The organism is Microbacterium plantarum, from assembly GCF_035231185.1.
GTDB lineage: Bacteria > Actinomycetota > Actinomycetes > Actinomycetales > Microbacteriaceae > Microbacterium > Microbacterium plantarum.
In genome coordinates, this window is sequence record NZ_CP141117.1 from 2,589,117 (window position 1) to 2,605,784 (window position 16,668).

14 protein-coding genes are annotated in these 16,668 nt (G+C 70.5%); 5 read left to right on the forward strand and 9 right to left on the reverse strand.

Going from position 1 to position 16,668, the window contains the following annotated elements; translation table 11 throughout:
• Nucleotides 1–162 precede the first annotated feature (162 nt).
• The 3 genes from VC184_RS12590 (at nt 163) to VC184_RS12600 (ending at nt 2,684) form a co-directional block, all read left to right on the forward strand.
• Nucleotides 163–600, forward strand: coding sequence for a hypothetical protein (locus VC184_RS12590; RefSeq protein WP_269267931.1), 438 nt, complete (start codon nt 163–165; stop codon nt 598–600).
• A gap of 123 nt (nt 601–723) precedes the next feature.
• On the forward strand, nt 724–2,163 hold the full coding sequence (locus VC184_RS12595; RefSeq protein WP_323986444.1) for a L,D-transpeptidase family protein: 1,440 nt from the start codon (nt 724–726) through the stop codon (nt 2,161–2,163).
• 68 nt (nt 2,164–2,231) lie between these two features.
• On the forward strand, nt 2,232–2,684 hold the full coding sequence (locus VC184_RS12600) for a GNAT family N-acetyltransferase (RefSeq protein WP_274178950.1): 453 nt from the start codon (nt 2,232–2,234) through the stop codon (nt 2,682–2,684).
• Between the two features lie 75 nt (nt 2,685–2,759).
• Here the strand turns inward: VC184_RS12600 and VC184_RS12605 are convergent, their stop codons facing one another.
• On the reverse strand, nt 2,760–4,976 hold the full coding sequence (locus tag VC184_RS12605) for an NADP-dependent isocitrate dehydrogenase (RefSeq protein WP_112617452.1): 2,217 nt from the start codon (nt 4,974–4,976) through the stop codon (nt 2,760–2,762).
• A 115-nt stretch (nt 4,977–5,091) separates the two neighbouring features.
• Between VC184_RS12605 and VC184_RS12610 the strand changes: the two genes are divergently transcribed.
• On the forward strand, nt 5,092–6,072 hold the full coding sequence (locus VC184_RS12610) for an acetylxylan esterase (RefSeq protein ID WP_323986446.1): 981 nt from the start codon (nt 5,092–5,094) through the stop codon (nt 6,070–6,072).
• The gene (locus VC184_RS12615; RefSeq protein WP_323986448.1) at nt 6,069–6,995 is read left to right on the forward strand and encodes an N-acetylglucosamine kinase; all 927 of its coding nucleotides are present in this window, start codon (nt 6,069–6,071) and stop codon (nt 6,993–6,995) included. The genes VC184_RS12610 and VC184_RS12615 overlap by 4 nt, the downstream gene beginning before the upstream one ends.
• An 83-nt stretch (nt 6,996–7,078) precedes the next feature.
• On the opposite strand, the gene VC184_RS12620 is transcribed toward VC184_RS12615, so the two are convergent.
• The 8 genes from VC184_RS12620 to VC184_RS12655 all read right to left on the reverse strand — a co-directional run bounded on the left by VC184_RS12620 (nt 7,079) and on the right by VC184_RS12655 (nt 16,539).
• Nucleotides 7,079–8,890, reverse strand: a complete 1,812-nt coding sequence (locus tag VC184_RS12620; RefSeq protein WP_323986450.1) for an ABC transporter ATP-binding protein — start codon at nt 8,888–8,890, stop codon at nt 7,079–7,081.
• On the reverse strand, nt 8,887–10,737 hold the full coding sequence (locus VC184_RS12625) for an ABC transporter ATP-binding protein (protein ID WP_323986452.1): 1,851 nt from the start codon (nt 10,735–10,737) through the stop codon (nt 8,887–8,889). Before VC184_RS12625 ends, VC184_RS12620 begins: the two co-directional genes overlap by 4 nt.
• A gap of 308 nt (nt 10,738–11,045) precedes the next feature.
• Nucleotides 11,046–11,591: a methylated-DNA--[protein]-cysteine S-methyltransferase gene (locus tag VC184_RS12630; protein ID WP_323986454.1), complete on the reverse strand. Its 546-nt coding sequence runs from the start codon at nt 11,589–11,591 to the stop codon at nt 11,046–11,048.
• A complete protein-coding gene (locus tag VC184_RS12635) occupies nt 11,588–13,102 on the reverse strand; it encodes an AlkA N-terminal domain-containing protein (RefSeq protein WP_282501417.1) in 1,515 nt (504 codons plus the stop codon). The genes VC184_RS12630 and VC184_RS12635 overlap by 4 nt, the downstream gene beginning before the upstream one ends.
• Before the next feature lie 89 nt (nt 13,103–13,191).
• Entirely contained in the window at nt 13,192–13,848 is a 657-nt protein-coding gene (locus tag VC184_RS12640; RefSeq protein ID WP_323986456.1) for a hypothetical protein, read from the reverse strand.
• 4 nt (nt 13,849–13,852) lie between these two features.
• Nucleotides 13,853–14,554 carry a hypothetical protein gene (locus tag VC184_RS12645; RefSeq protein WP_323986458.1) on the reverse strand — a complete coding sequence of 234 codons (702 nt, stop codon included), beginning with the start codon at nt 14,552–14,554 and terminating at the stop codon, nt 13,853–13,855.
• A 3-nt stretch (nt 14,555–14,557) separates the two neighbouring features.
• Nucleotides 14,558–16,249, reverse strand: a complete 1,692-nt coding sequence (locus VC184_RS12650) for an alpha/beta hydrolase (RefSeq protein WP_323986460.1) — start codon at nt 16,247–16,249, stop codon at nt 14,558–14,560.
• Complete coding sequence (locus VC184_RS12655) at nt 16,246–16,539, reverse strand: hypothetical protein (protein WP_323986462.1); 294 nt, start codon at nt 16,537–16,539, stop codon at nt 16,246–16,248. The genes VC184_RS12650 and VC184_RS12655 overlap by 4 nt, the downstream gene beginning before the upstream one ends.
• Nucleotides 16,540–16,668: the final 129 nt, after the last annotated feature.

Below are 16,668 nucleotides of genomic sequence, written 5' to 3' on the forward strand. Positions count from 1 at the left end.
AGACCTTACGAATGTGGCGGACACAAGAGATGCGCCCAGGTTTGCTAGCGATGTTTACAAACCCGTTACATCCGCACATTGCCTCCCCTGCAGATGTCAAGGGGAACGTCCGATCGTCGCGCCTCCGTAGGGTGGAGAGATCGCTGCATCGAGGAGAACCCTATGAACCGTCGCCTGACCGCCCTCACCGTCACCGCGCTGGCGCTCGTCGCCCTGACCGGGTGCACCGGCGGAGACGGCTCCGCTGCTGGCGGCTCGACCCCCGCGAGCACCCAGTCGGTCGAGGAGGCGTGCACCCAGGTCAACGACGTCATGACCGAGGCGACGCAGGGAATCCAGGAGATCGACCCCTCCGATCCCGCCGCCGCCGCCGGCGCGCTGCGCACGATCTCGGACGGCATGGGCGACGCCGCCGCCCAAGTGACGAACGAAGAGGTGTCCGGCATCCTGCCCGACCTGCAGACGGCGTTCTCCTCGGCCGCCGAATCGATGGAGGCTGTGGCCGCCGGTGACACCGATCGTGCGACGGAGCTCACCACGGCGCTGAGCGACGTGCAGGGCAGCATCGACACCTACACCGAGCTCTGCGGCACGGAATGACGCATCGGCGCGATCCGGATCGCGCCGCCAGATAACGCTCTGGTTTCACTCAGGCCGCTCTCGGAGTGCCTTCGCGTACCATAAGAACCGAGTGCGCTTTCACGCGCAGACGGGGGTACAGCGGTGACGGATGTCGCGTCGAAGCATGATCACGAGAGCACGGCCGAGCGAGGCACGCCCTCGGGCGATGCCGGGCAGCGCGTCGAATGGGCGCCCGTGGAGCCGGCGCCCAAGAAGCGGCACCTCGGCTTGTGGATCGGCATTCCCGTCGGCGTCGTCGCGCTCGGCGCCGCCGCCGCATCGCTCTTCTTGATCGCCCCCGGCACCTCGATCGGCGGTGTTCCCGTCGGTTTCATGACGCCGGGCGCCGCTGCGGCCGCCGTACAGGACCGCCTCGATCAGACCACTGTCACGCTCGGCGAGGGCGGAGACAGCGTCTCCGGTGCGGATCTCGGAGCACAGGTCGACGGCACGCAGCTCGCTTCCTCCGCCTTCGACGCGCGGCCCGCCTGGAACATCACCCAGTGGTTCGGCGAGCCCATCGCTGCTCCCGTGGCCCTCGATGAAGCGACGGCCACCGCCGCCCTGCGAGGCGCCGCGGGCGACCTGTACGTCGAGCCTACGGCGGCATCCGTCTCCTTCGACGGCTCGTCGTATGTCGTCAGTCCCGACGTCCCCGGTGCGGGCGTCGACCCCGAGGCGGCCCGTGCGGGCCTGCAGAGCGCCTTCGACTCCGGCACGACCGACGCGGTCATCGACCCCGAGCTGACGCCCGTGACGGCGCTGACCACCACCGCCGCGGCGGAGGAGGCCGCCGCTTCGCTGAACAGCATGCTCGACGGCGTCGGCTTCTACGTCGGCGACGAGCGCACGGTCCCCGTCGACCGCGCGACGGCCGCGAGCTGGCTCACGGTCGGCACGAAAGACGACGGCTCGTTCGAGATCACGGCCGACCCCGCCGCCATCCAGCCCGTGGTCGACACCCTTCCGGGGCTCGTCGATCGGGCGCCCGTCAACGGCGTGGTGTTCGCCAACGCCGCGGGTGAGGTCATCGACGACTCCGACGCCGGCCTCGACGGTCGCACGCTGAGCTCGACGGACGGCATCGCCGCCGGATTCGCGGAGCAGCTCGCGACTGGTGATGCCGCCTACCGCCTGCCCGTCGAGGTCGTCCCCGTCACGACGGAGACCATCACACGGCTGCTCGAGGTCGACCTGAGCGAACAGCGCCTCTACCTCAAGGAGAACGGCGCCGTGGTCGACTCGTGGCTCGTCTCCACCGGCCGCCCCGGCGCTGACACCCAGACCGGCTACTACACGATCGGGTGGAAGACTCCGCGCCAGGACATGCGCGGCACCGCGGCCGACTCGGGCGTGAGCTACGTCCAGCCCGATGTGAAGTGGGCGATGTACTTCAACGGCGACCAGGCGTTCCACGGCGTCTACTGGCACAGCAACTGGGGCAACCGGATGAGCGCCGGCTGCGTCGGGATGCCCGACTCGCGCGCCGCCCAGATCTACGAGTGGGCTGTCGCCGGAACCGACGTCTACGTCCACGCCTGATCGACGCATCCGGGCCCATCCCCCGATCGACCGATGCGCGGTCGATCGATCACCGTTAGCCTGTGACCATGGCTGACCTCCGAGTGGAAGAACTGTCGGCGTCGACGATCGTCGCGGTGAACAACCTGTCGCTGAAGCCCGGGCAGGAGCGATTCGTCGTGCCCGAGAGCTACGCGATCGCGGCGACCGTGGTCGACCCGGCGACCTCGTGGCAGCGCGTGATCCTGGACGGTGACGAGGTCGTCGGCTTCGTCAGCGCGGGCTTCGACCCCGACGCGCCGCACGAGCACTTCCGCTCGGTGCTGTGGCGCATCAACGTCGACGCCGACGACCAGGGCCGCGGTGTCGGACGGTTCGCCGTCGAACAGCTCGTCGACGAGGCGCGCAAGCGAGGCTTCGACTGCCTCAACGTGATCTACGAGGCCGGAGAGGGCGGGCCCGAAGCGTTCTTCACCCGTGTCGGCTTCACGCCGGTCAACGAGACCGAGTACGGCGAGGTCGTCGCCGAGATCCGCTTCTGACGGACTCCCCCACGCACGACGCGAAACGCCCCGGGCGCCGAAGCGGCCGGGGCGTTTCGCTGTGTCAGAGCGGAGTCAAAGCCCGTCGATGATGCCGTTCAGCGTCGCCGAAGGCCGCATGACGGCCGCGACCAGCTCGGCGTCGGGACGGTAGTAGCCACCGATCTCGGCCGGCGAACCCTGCACCGCGATCAGCTCCTCCACGATCGCCGTTTCGTTCGCGGCGAGGGTCTCGGCGACCGGCGCGAAGGCGGCGGCGAGTTCGGCGTCGACCGTCTGAGCCGCCAGCTCCTGCGCCCAGTACAGCGCGAGGTAGAAGTGGCTGCCGCGGTTGTCGATCGTGCCGAGTGCGCGACCCGGCGACTTGTCCTGCTCGAGGAACGTGCCGGTGGCGGCATCCAGCGTGTCGGCGAGCACCTTCGCGTGAGCGTTGCCGGTGTACTCGGCGAGGTGCTCGAACGACGCCGCGAGGGCGAAGAACTCACCCAGCGAGTCCCACCGGAGGTAGTTCTCGGCGACGAGCTGCTGCACGTGCTTCGGAGCCGAACCGCCCGCGCCGGTCTCGAACAGACCACCGCCGGCCAGCAGCGGGACGATCGAGAGCATCTTGGCGCTCGTGCCCACCTCGAGGATCGGGAAGAGGTCGGTCAGGTAGTCGCGGAGCACATTGCCGGTGACCGAGATGGTGTCCTCGCCGCGGCGGATGCGTTCGAGCGAGTAGCGCGTCGCGTCGGCGGGAGCGAGGATCTCGATCGTGAGCCCGTCCGTGTCGTGCTCGGCGAGGTAGGTCTTCACCTTCGCGATGAGGTTCGCGTCGTGGGCACGGTTCTCGTCGAGCCAGAACACGGCGGGCACGCCCGTCGCACGCGCGCGGGTGACGGCGAGCTTGACCCAGTCGCGCACCGCGACATCCTTCGTCTGCGTCGCGCGCCAGATGTCGCCCGCCTGAACCTCGTGCGACAGCAGGACCGACCCGGACGAGTCGACGACCTCGACGGTTCCGGCGGCCGGGATCTCGAAGGTCTTGTCGTGCGAGCCGTACTCTTCGGCCGCCTGCGCCATCAGGCCGACGTTGGGCACCGAGCCGATCGTGGCCGGGTCGAGCGGGCCGTGCTCGATGACGTCCTCGATCGTCGCCTGGTAGACGCCGGCGTAGGAGGAGTCGGGGATGACGGCGATCGTGTCGTCCTCGCCGCCGTCGGCGCCCCAGAGCTTGCCGCCGTTGCGGATGAGGGCCGGCATCGAGGCGTCGACGATCACGTCGGAGGGCACGTGCAGGTTCGTGATGCCCTTGTCGGAGTTGACGTACGACAGACGGGGCCCGGAGGCGATGGCGGCCTCGAAGGCGGCACGGATCTCGTCGCCGTTCGCGAGCTGCGAGAGGCCCGCGAGGATGGCGCCGAGGCCGTCGTTGGGGGTGAGGCCGGCGGCGGCGAGGTCATCGCCGTAGCGAGCGAACACGTCGGCGAAGAAGGCACGGACGACGTGGCCGAAGATGATCGGGTCGCTGACCTTCATCATCGTCGCCTTCAGGTGCACCGAGTACAGCACGTCGTCCGACGCGGCCTGCGCGACCGTGTCGGCGAGGAAGGCGTCGAGGGCTGCGGCCGAGAGGAAGGTCGCGTCGACGACCTCGCCCGGCAGCACCTTCAGGCCCGACTTCAGCTCGGTGACGGTGCCGTCCTGAGCCGTGAAGCGGATGGCGAGGACGTCGTCGCCCTCGATGACCGTCGAGGTCTCGTTCGACTTGAAGTCGTCGTGGCCCAGCGTCGCGACGCGAGTCTTCGACCCGTCGGCGAACGGCTTGTTGCGGTGCGGGTGCTTGCGGGCGTAGTTCTTGACCGAGAGCGGGGCCCGGCGGTCGCTGTTGCCCTCGCGCAGCACGGGGTTCACGGCGGAGCCCTTGATGCGGTCGTAGCGCGCGCGCACGTCCTTCTCGTCGACGTTCTGCGGCTCGTCCGGGTAGTTCGGGATGTCGTATCCCGCGGCCTGAAGCTCGGCGATGGCCGCCTTCAGCTGCGGGATCGAGGCCGAGATGTTCGGCAGCTTGATGATGTTGGCCTCGGGCAGCGTCGCCAGGCCGCCGAGCTCGGCGAGGGCGTCGCCGACCTGCTGCTCGGGCGTCAGGTTCTGCGGGAAGGCGGCGAGGATGCGGCCCGCGAGCGAGATGTCGCGGGTTTCGATGGCCACGCCGGCCGCACCGGCGAAGGCCTCGACGATGGGCAGGAAGGAGGCGGTGGCCAGTGCCGGCGCCTCGTCGGTGTACGTGTAGATGATGGTCGAGTCGGGCACGTGTCGTCTCTCCAAAAAGCGCGTCGAGGGTCGTTCCTCAGCGTATCGCACGGGGGTGGTTCTCTCGATGTCGAGATATCTCTCACGGTTCCGGGCTTCGCGCTAGGGTGAGCGCGTGCCGCGCTTCGATCTCTCGCTCGCCGAACTTCAGGACTACCGCCCGGAGGTGAGCGAGCCCAGCGATTTCGACGATTTCTGGTCGGCGACGCTCGCGGGCTCGCGTGAGGCCGGCGGTGAGGTGACCGTGTCCGCGGCATCCGAGCTGTACGCGACGGTCGACGTGCACGACGTGACCTTCCCCGGGTACGGCGGTGATCCCGTGAAGGCCTGGTTGATCCTCCCCGCGCATCGCGAGGGCCCGCTGCCGGCGGTCGTGGAGTTCGTCGGCTACGGCGGCGGACGCGGCCTGCCGACCGAGCGGCTCGCCTGGGCCACTGCCGGGTACGCCTCGTTCGTCATGGACACCCGCGGACAGGGCAGTGTTTGGGGCAGCGGCGGCGAGACTCCCGACCCCCACGGCTCCGGCCCCGCCGTGCCCGGCTTCATGACGCGCGGCATCGAGTCGCCCGAGACCTACTACTACCGGCGCGTGTTCACCGACGCCGTGCGCGCGGTCGACGCGGTGCGGTCGCTGCCGGAGATCGACGCCTCACGGGTGTCGGTCACGGGCGGCAGCCAGGGCGGCGGCATCGCCATCGCGGCCGCCGGCCTGAGCGACGGACTCGTCGCGGCGATGCCCGACGTTCCCTTCCTCTGCCACTTCGAGCGCGCCATCGGTTTCACCGGCAGCGACCCCTACCAGGAGGTCGTGCGCTGGCTCGCCGTGCACCGCGGCGCCGAGGCGCGGGTCTTCGAGACGCTGTCGTACTTCGACGGCGTGAACTTCGCCCGCCGCGCCGACGCGGCGACCCTGTTCTCGGTCGGGCTGCTCGATCCGGTGTGCCCGCCCTCGACGGTCTACGCCGCGTTCAACGCCTACGGCGGCGCGCACAAGGAGATGTCGGTCTTCCCCTTCAACGAGCACGAGGGCGGCCAGGGATACCAGTGGGAGGCGCAGGCGGGCTTCCTGCGCCGCGTGCTCGGGGGCACCCCGTGAGCGAACGACGCGTGCTCGCGATCGACGCGGGGCAGAGCGGCATCAAGGTGCGCGCGACTGCGGCATCCGGTGAAGACCTGCTCTTCCCCGGCATCCGGACCGGTGAGCCGCTGCTCCCCCAGCTCGCCGCCGTCGTCGCCGAGACCGCGGCGCGCACAGGCTCGCCCGCTGACATCGTGGTCGCGGGCATCTCGGGGCTGACCGACGCGAACGCCGACGCCGACGCGATGCTCGCGCTCACGGCGGCGCAGGGCGTGCGCGGCGTCGTGCTCGCCCACGACTCGACGACCTCGTTCCTCGGCGCGCTCGGTGACCGACGCGGAGCCGTCGTCGCGGCCGGAACCGGAGTCGTCACGCTCGCCGTCGGCGCGGAGACCACTGCGCGCGTCGACGGGTGGGGGTGGATCATGGGCGACGCCGGCAGCGGCTACTGGATCGGCCGCGAGGCCCTGGATGCCGTGATGCGCGCCTACGACGGCCGGGGGCCGACGACCGAGCTGACGGCGACGGTGTCGGACCGGTGGCCTGACCTGTCGCAGGCGTACATGAGCCTGCAGGCCGATCCCGATCGGGTCCGCGTCGTCGCGAGCTTCGCCGCCGTCGTCGCGCGCGCCGCCGTCGCCGGCGACACCGTCGCGCAGGACATCTCGGTCCGCGCCGCGCACGAGCTCGCGCAGAGCGTGCGCGCGGCGATCGCCCAGGTGCGCACCGACGAGGAGACCTTCCCGGTGTGCGCGATCGGCGGCGTCTTCGGTTCGATCCCGCTGCTCGAGGCCTTCACCGCCGACCTGCACACGGGCGACGCATCGGTGCGCCTGGTGGCGCCCGTCGGTGTCGGCATCGACGGCGTGATGGCCCTCGCCGATCTCGACACCTCTCACCCCCTCGCCGCGGTCACCCACCGCGCCGGCGATATCCGCTGACCGGCGGCGAGAACGCACCGTTACGCCGAGAACGCACCACCCCCGGTACGTTCTCGCGGGGGCGGTGCGTTCTCGGCGTGAGCTCAGACGAGCGACTCGCGCCAGGCGCTGTGCAGCTGGGCGAACTTGCCCGTGCCGGCGATGAGCGCGGCGGGGGTGTCATCCTCGATGATGCGGCCGTGCTCCATCACGAGCACCCGGTCGGCGATGGCCACCGTCGACAGGCGGTGCGCGATGATGATCGCCGTACGGTCGGCCAGCAGCGTGCCCAGGGCCTCCTGGATCTGCCGCTCGCTCGGGATGTCGAGCGACGCCGTCGCCTCGTCGAGGATCAGCACCGCCGGGTCGGCGAGGAAGGCTCGCGCGAACGAGATCAGCTGACGCTGCCCGGCCGACACGCGCCCGCCGCGCTTGTTGACGTCGGTTGCGTATCCGTCGGGCAGCCGCTCGATGAACTCGTGCGCCCCGACGGCCTTCGCCGCCGCCTGGATCTCATCCATCGTCGCGTCGGGCTTGCCGAGCGCGATGTTGTCGGCGACCGTCCCGCTGAACAGGTAGGCCTCCTGCGTGACCATGACGATCGCGCGGCGCAGATCTTTCGGATGCAGCCGGCGCAGGTCGACGCCGTCGAGCGTGACCCGCCCCTTCGTGGGGTCGTAGAACCGCGCGACGAGCTTGGCGAGCGTCGACTTGCCCGCACCGGTCGTGCCGACGAGCGCGATCGTCTGCCCCGCGGGCATGTCGAGCGCGAAGTCGGGCAGGATCGTCACGGCATCCGAGTAGCCGAACGTCACGTCCTCGAACCGCAGGTGCCCGCGGGCCTCCCGCAGCTCGACGGGATCGGTCGGGTCGGGGACCGTCGGGTCCTCCTCGAGCACACCCGAGACCTTCTCGAGCGCCGCCGTCGCCGACTGGTACGAGTTGAGGAAGAAGGCGACCTCCTGCATGGGCGCGAAGAAGTTCCGCACGTACAGCACGGCCGACAGCAGGAACCCGAGACTCAGCGTGCCGTCGACGACCCGGAATCCTCCCCAGGCGAGCACGAGGGCGAGCGAGACGGATGCCACGGCCATGAGCGCCGGCTCGAACGTTCCGAACAGGCGGATCGAGCGCATGTTCACATCACGGTAATCGCTCGACAGCCCACCGAACTCGGTGTCGTTCGCGGGTTCTTTGCGGAACGCCTTGACCGCGCGGATGCCGGTCATCGACTCGACGAACTTCACGATCACCCTCGCGCTGATGACGCGCGACTCGCGGTAGACGACCTGCGACCGCAGGTAGAACCAGCGCATGAGCAGGAACAGCGGGATGCCCATGACCGCGAGGATGACGCCCGATTGCCAGTCGAGCAGCAGCAGCGCAATGAGCGTGAACCCGCCGTAGAGCAGACCCGAGACGAGCTCGTTCAGGCCGCCGTCGAGCAGCTCACGGATGGTGTCGAGGTCGCTCGTCTGGCGCGAGATGATGCGCCCCGACGTGTACGACTCGTGGAACTCGAGGCTGAGGCGCTGCGTGTGGCGGAAGATGCGCTTGCGCAGGTCGATCATGACCGCCTGGGTCAGACGTGCCGCGACCACGGCGTACCAGCCGATGAGCGCGGCGCCGCCGACGGCGGTGATGAGGAAGACGACGACGACCGCGATGGTCGGCATCCAGTCGGCCTGCTCCTGCACGGCTGGCAGCGCGTTGGCGATGCCCCAGCCGACAAGCGCGGGGCCCGCGACGCGCAGCGCGGTCGAGATGACGAGCACGACCGCCGCCAGCGCCAGCTGCATGCGCAGCGGGGAGACCAGCGACCCGAGCAGACGCAGCGAGCGTCGCCGGATCTCTCGGCTCTCCTCGCGGGTGTAATCGGAGCGGTCCTCGCCGCTCGTCCCGGTGACGGTGCTCACAGGGTCACCTCCGCTTCATCGTGTCGTTCATGGTCGTGTCGTTCATGGTCGTGTCGGTCCTGCTCGTCCTCGAGGCTCGAGATCACGTGCCGGTAGTGCTCGCTCGTGCGCAGCAGCTCGGAGTGGGTGCCGACCGCGGTCACCCGCCCCTCCTCGAGCAGTGCCACACGATCGGCAAGGGTCACGGTCGAGGGGCGGTGCGCGACGATGAGCGCCGTCGTGTCGGCCAGCACCTCGCGCAGCGCATCTTCGACGAGCGCTTCGGTGTCGACGTCGAGCGCCGACAGCGGGTCGTCGAGCACGAGCACGGCCGGGCGCGCGGCCACGGCTCGGGCGAGCGCCAGGCGCTGCCGCTGTCCGCCCGACAGGCTCAGCCCCTCTTCGCCGATGACCGTGTCGACGCCGTTCGGAAGGGAGTCGACGAAGTTCGCCTGCGCGACCGAGAGAGCCTCGCGCATGACGCGCTCGGCCTCCTCGCTGCCGCGTTCGAGGTCCTCGCGACCGAGCAGCACGTTCTCTCGGACGGTCTGCGAGAACAGCGTCGCGTCCTCGAACGCCATGCCGACGTGACGGCGCAGCTCGTCGAGCCGCAGGTCGCGCACGTCGACGCCGTCGAGCAGCACGCGGCCTCCCGTGACGTCGTACAGGCGCCCCGGCAGGGTCGTGAGCGTCGTCTTGCCCGAGCCGGTGAGTCCGACGAGCGCCATCGTCTCCCCCGGCCGCAGCGCGAGGTCGATGCCGTCGAGCAGGTCGCGCTCGCTCTCGGGGGCGTCCTGGTACCGGAAATGAGCGCCCTCGAAGACGAGCTCGCCGCGCGGCTGAGCGATGGTCGCGGGGTTCTCGGGGTCGACGATGGTGTTCTGCTCGTCGAACACCTCGAAGATGCGGTCGGTGGCCGTCCGTGCGTCGACGAGGAACGAGAAGAGGAACCCGATCGACTCGACGGGCCAGCGCAGGATCGTCGCCATCGCGAAGAACGCGATCAGCGAGTCGACGCCGAGCTCGCCCGCCTGCACGAGGTAGATGCCCGCGCCGAGGCACAGGGCGAAGGCGATGTCGGGCAGCAGCACGAGCCAGAACCAGATCCAGCCGACCGCCTTGGCCTTCTTGACCTCGGTCTCGCGCAGGGTCTCGGCCTGGCGCGTGAACTTCTGCAGGGCGTGTCCGCCGCGGCCGAACGCCTTCAGCACGCGGATGCCGTGGACCGACTCCTCGACGGCTGTGGCGAGGTCGCCCGCCTGGTCCTGGCTCTGCCGGGAGAGCAGGCCGTAGCGGTTCTCGAAGATGAATCCCGCGATCCACAGCGGCGCCGAGACCACGACGAAGATCGTGCCGAGCAGCCAGTGCCACCGGAACAGGATGATCGAGCCGACGACGATCGTGAGCATGTTCACGACGAGCAGGACGATGCCGAAGGCGAGCCAGCGACGGATGAGGCTGATGTCCTGCATCATCCGGCTGAGCAGCTGACCCGACTGCCAGCGGTCGTGGAAGGCGACCGGCAGCCGCTGCAGGCGCGCGAAGAAGTCGGTGCGCAGTTCGTACTCGACCTTGGTCGCCGGGGCGAGGACGAACCAGCGGCGCGCCCAGACCATGAGGGCCTCGAGCAGACCGAGGGCGAGCACGGCGCCGGCGCCGAGGACGATGAGCCACGGGTCGCCCGAGTTGATCGGGCCGTCAGGGCCGACGATCACCTCGAGGACGAGCGGGATGCCGAGAGCCAGCAGGCTCGCGATGAGCGCGCTGGCGAAGCCGAGGCTCAGCCGGGGCAGCACCGGTTTGGCGAAGGGGAGCAGACGCGCGAGCGCGCGCGGCGTGGACAGACGAGGGGGCGTCGAGGAAGTCATGATCCTGAGGTGTGTCGAGCGGATGCCGAAGACGGCGAGGGGCGCGCGCGAGCGCGGCGAAGCGGGACCGGGGCCCCGCGGGAGGAAACGTCGGAAGCGGCGAAGCGCTTCCCGGAGCTACCGGGCGATTCCTCCGCGTGCGGGGCGTCCGTCAACCATGATGAGGAGAGCGACGGACTTCGTGATGACGATGGCCGGGGACATGGCTTCCTCCTGAGGTCGAGCGGACAGAGCACCCGCTGCACACACGGGAGCCCTCCAGGCTATACCTGAGTATTCGCTGAGTGCAAGGAGAAACTGTGGCCGAGTCAGGCGCGAAGCCGCGCCTCGCGCGTCAAGAGACTCTGCTTGACCTCGACCCCCCAGGCGAACCCGCCGAGCGCCCCACCGGTGCGGAGGACGCGGTGGCACGGAACGAAGAGGGCCGCGGCGTTGCGCGCGCAGACGGATGCCGCGGCACGCACGGCTCCGGGCGAACCGAGCGCCGTCGCGAAGCCGGTGTAGGTCAGGGGCGCGCCGGGTCCGATACGGCGGAGTGCCTGCCAGCCGGCGCGCTGCATCGCCGTGCCCGACTGGCGCACCGGCACCGCATCGATCGCCGCCAGGTCGCCGGCGTAGTACGCGGCGACCGCTGCGGCGGCATCCGTCGTTCCCTCGACCACGTGTGCGGGGCGGGCGGCGGGCCGGAGCCGGTCGACGATCGCGACCGGGTCGGCCGTCCACCCCGACGCGAGCACCTCGCCGCGCGACTCGAGGATCGTGAAGGGGCCGTCGGGCGTCTCGACCGTCTGGATCGAAGCGGTCTCGACCCGGGTGGCGTCGATCGGGGCGGGGGCGTGGGAGACGGCGGTCATGCTCGGGCCTTTCGGGACGGCGGGAGGGTCGGCTCGGTCGCGCTTTCGCGCCACGCCTGCGTGACGGGGGCGGCGTACCAGAGGTGGGCCATGAGGTAGCTGCGCCAGGGGGCGGCGCGTTCGGCCCAGGCGACCAGCTCGGACGGGCCGGCGGGGATACCGGCGGCGGCCGCCCCCGCGCGTGCCGCGACGTCGCCGGGCAGCAGGATGTCGGGGTCGCCGAGCACCCGCATCCGCACATAGTCGGCGGTCCAGGGGCCGATGCCGGGCAAGGCGAGGAGCGCCGCGCGCTGCTCGTGCGTGTCGTCACCGGGAGACAGACGCAGCGAGCCGTCGGCGAGCGCGGTGGCGGCGCCGACGATCGCCCGGATGCGCGCCCCGGGCCCGCGCAGCACCTCAGCGCCGCGCTCGGCGATCGCCGCCATCGTCGGGAAGAGTGTCGCGGGGCCGGCGGCGGTCTGGACGGGCTCGCCGAGCTCGGCGGTCAGGCGCCCCTGCACGGTGCGGGCGGAGGCGACGCTGATCTGCTGGCCGATCATCGCGCGGATGAGCATCTCGTCGGGGTCCATCGCCGCGGGCAGGCGGACGCCCGGGATCCGCGCCACGAGAGGCGCGAGTGCGGGATGCCGCGCGAGGGCCTCGTCGATCGCCGTCGGATCGGCGTCGAGGTCGAACAGCCGCCGGACCCGCGCGATGAGGGTGGACAGGTCGGCCAGCGAGGCCAGCTCGGCGCGCAGGCGCACGCGCCCCGCGTCATCCTGGCGCACCTCGAACCACGCCGGTCCCCCGGCGAGACGGATCACGCGGGCGAATGAGCGTTCGTCGCCCGACTCGACCCCGGGGATGGCGTGGGCCCGCATCCACCCGAAGAGGCCCGCGGCGTCGAACGGCTCGCGCACCGGGAGGACGAGGTCGATGCGGCCCGGCATCCGCTCCCCCGCCTGCCGGCGCGCGCGCAGCTGACCGGGAGGCATCGCGAAGACCTCACCGACCGTCTCGTTGAACTGTCGTACGCTCGCGAACCCCGCGGCGAAGGCGACATCGGCGATGGGGAGATCGGTGTCGACGAGCAGGGTGCGCGCGGTGTGGGCACGGTGCGCGCGGGCCAGCGCGAGGGGTCCGGCCCCCAGCTCCGCGGTGAGCAGTCGGGTGAGGTGACGCGACGAGTAGCCGAGGCGCGATGCGAGCCCCGGAACGCCCTCGCGATCGACGACCCCGTCGGCGATGAGACGCATCGCTCGCGCGGCGAGGTCGCCGCGGAGGTTCCACTGCGGCGACCCGGGCGTGGCCTCGGGCAGGCAGCGTTTGCATGCGCGGTATCCGGCCTCGTGAGCGGCGGCGCTCGTCGGGTAGAAGGTCACGTTGGCGGGCTGAGGTGTGCGCGCGGGGCAGCTCGGGCGGCAGTAGATGCCCGTCGAGCGCACCGCCGTGACGAACTGGCCGTCGAAGCGGCGGTCGCGCGCGTCGATGGCGCGATACCGCTCGTCGAAGGTCATCCCGTCACTGGTCATGCCCCCAGCCTGACACGCTCCACCGACACCGGCTCGCGGAAATCGGACACGACCGTTCCGGCGCACTTTCTGGCGAGTCGACGAGGAGGTCAGCGGGGCGGGGGCAGGATGGGCGCGCCGGTGGCGTCGTAGTGGAGGGGGCTGCCGGGCGGAAAGGAGAACTGCGGCACCGATGACGGCCCCTCCGTCGCGGGAAGCCGACGCCAGACGTCGTCGGGATACTGCTCCTCCCCGAAGATCGCAGTGAGGATCTCCGAGCTCGACCCGGGCGTGCAGGCGGTCTCGCTGGAGACGAGCACACGGCCATCGACCGGACGGATCACCACCACGGTGCGCGCGGCATCGCTCTCGCCCACCACCGTCACTTCCCGCGCATCCCCTGAACCCCGCTCGACGGTCTCCGCGTCGACACCGAGCTCGGCGAAGCCCTCGGATGCCGCCGCCGCGATCTCCGCGGCTTCCCGGCCCGGCAGATCGAGCGCGCGCACCGCCGTGAACGAATATCCCGTGTCCGAGCTGACGCCCAGCTGACATCCGCTCGGGCGGGCTCCGTACTGTCCCTGGTCGACTCGCCAATCGGTCGGCTCGATGGCCATGATCACCGTATGCAGCTCGTCGGCCATCGCCGTGAACTGCTCGCGCGCCCGGGGGTACGGATCCGCGTCGGGCGTACCGGCGCACGCACCGGTCAGGCCCGCAGCGGCGACGATCGTCGCGACGACGGCGAGACGCTGACGAGCGCGCACACGATCAGTCGCCGCTGGGCTGCGGCTGGACGGGGTTGCCGGACTCGTCGTAGTACAGCGGCCCGTCGGGCGGGAACGAGAACGACGGCTCGGATGTCGGACCGTCGAAGGCCGGGAGCCGGCGCCAGACATCCGCGGGCAGCCGTTCTTCGCCGAAGACCTGCATCGCGAGGTCGTGCGCTGATCCGGGCGCGCACTCCGTCTCGGCCGACACCCTCACCTGGCCCGTTGCCGGGCGAATGGTGACCACAGTCCGCTCGGCGATGCCGCCTGTCGCGACGACGGTCACCTCGCGCGCATCTCCCTGCCCACGGTCGGCGGTGTCGCTGTCGATACCGAGAGCATCGAAAGCGCCCGTGGCCGCCTGAGCGACCTCCAGCGGGTCACGGCCGGGAAGCTCGATCCCGCGGACCGCCACGAGACGATACCCGCCCTCTTCGCTGAGGCCCGACTGGCACCCGGTCGGGTGAGCACCATACGCGCCGTCGACCACACTCCACTCGGCCGGCTCGATGGCCATGATGACCGAGTGCACGCCGGTCGCGAGCGCCGTGAACCGCTGCTCGGCCTGGGCGTACGTCTCACCGGACTCGCCGCCACCGGCGCCTCCGGTCGATCCGGGATCGCCCTGCCCACCGCATCCGGTCATCGTCAACACCAATCCGACGGCGAGCGCCGTCATCGTCATCCGCGAGGTCGATCTCATCAGTCACGTCCGGTAAGGGTCAACGGGCAGCCACTCCAGCCAGTCGGGCAGATCCCAGAAGCCGCTCTCGCTGCCTTCGCCGTCCATCTCCGTCCCGGGCTCACCGGTCAGGATGATCTGCTGGATGTTGTAGAACGACTCCGATCCTTCCACGAGGTATCCCTCGCCGTCCCCGGAGGGAAGCGGCCCGTTCCCACCCGAATGCGCGGCATGCCCAGGTGTCGGGGCGAGGTCCTCGCCGTCGGCGCGGCCACCGTCGCTGCCGAACTCCGTCATTCCCGGAAGAGTCTCCGGTACGGTGCCGTGCGCGCCACCCCAGCTCGTGTCGCGGCCGATCCGCGCCCAGGCGTCGTTCTCGGACAGCGTCGCGTACATCCTCAGGCCCTCGGCGTTCTGAAGGTTCGACAAGATCTGCGGGTCGCTCGGGAATCCGGCCGATCCCACGGCGATGAACTGGTCGACGCCGAGAGCGTCCGGGCGTGACCCGATCGCGAGGGCGGCGGTGGTGCTGCCATAAGAGTGCGCGATGACGGCCTTCTCTGCCGCGGGGTGCACTGCGTCAAGACCGAGCAGAAAGGCACGAAGAGCCGGAGCGCCGTCGTTCGCCCGCTGCATGGACGGCTCCTCTGCGACGGTGGGCGAGTCGTACCCGAACCACACGACACTCGCGATGTTCGACCCGGCGGCGTTGAGCGCACGCGCAGAATCGCCCCATTCGCCCATCCCCGTCACGTTCGACAGCATCCCGGGCACGAGCACGTTGATGTCGGTCGCGGTCGCGAGGTCGCCGTACGCGAGAGCGGCCGTCACCTGAGCCGACCCGTCCGGATCGAACGAAACCAGAAGTGGCGGCGGTGCACCTTGCACGAGGGTGTTCCAGAGCGCGTCGATCTGGTCGCCGAACTCTCCGGTCAGGTTGGAGTTGTACAACGCCTCCAGGCGCTCTCGGTTGACCCGCGCGCGGACGTCGTAGGGGATGCCGTCGAGGTTGCCGATGATGTCGGGATGCGCTCGGGCGATCTCGTCCTGCAGCTCGGGGTGTGCGAGCCACAGCTCGAGCACCGTCTGCGGGGTGTCCGCCGCGAGCAGCTGGTCGAGCAGGTTCTGCGCCTGCGACGTCATCGCCGGCCCCGCACCGCCTGCGAGCTCGGCGAGCGCCGCGTCGTAGGCCGCATCCCAGGCGGAGTAGTGGCTCTCGAACTGCTCCCACAGATCGGCCAGATCGCGCGCCGCGGCATCCCGGGTGGCGACGGCATCCTGCGCCGCATCGTTCGCGCGCCGGACGTCGGCCGGCTCGCCGGAGCGCGAGGTCCACAGCGCGTTCAGCCCCGCTTCATCGGCTGCGGCTGATGCCGATGCCAACGAAGCGTGGGCCGACTCGATGTCGTCGATGAGCCGGTTCGCCGCCTCCGCCGACGACGAGAACGCGTCCGCGTACCGCTGCAGCACTCCTGCGAGAAGCTCCGCCTCGGCGATCTCCGCGGCCAAGGCGCTGGCGACCTCCTGCGCTTTGGAGCGAGCCGACCGGATCGATGCACCGACACCGTCGAGATCGGTCGCGGACTGGACGGTCGTACGGAGTTCACCGAGCGAGCCGGCGACACGGCTGAACGCGCTGCTCCACCAGCTCATCGATCCGGGATTGCCCTCGAGGCGTTCGAGCGGGTAGCCGCGGTTCGGAGAGGTGAGGGTCACGGCTGCTCCTGCCCGGTGAGCTCGACGTCGAGGTCGGAGTAGCGCGTCGCGATCGCGGTCAGCAACGCGCCGACCTCGGATGCCGCGGTCGTGCGCTCGAGCACGGCGCGATTCAGTCCGCTCAGCCGCCGGTTCATCTCGAGACGGAGCGCGACCCGGTGCGCGGGGTTCTCGACACCGGTGTCGTCGCCTTGGATGTCGGCGTTGTCCATCACCGCGCTCGAGACCCGCGTCTGGATCGCATCCGCGGTGCTCGTGAGCGCGTGATAGTAGATCTCGACGTCTGACATCGGGCCCCCTCCGCCGGCTCGGTCCGGCCGACGCTCACACGCTATCGGGGGCCTGGACGCCGCGTCGATGGGGAGAACTCCCCTGCGTCGCCGGCCGACGAATCGCCGCCCGACCGGACCGCGCACAGG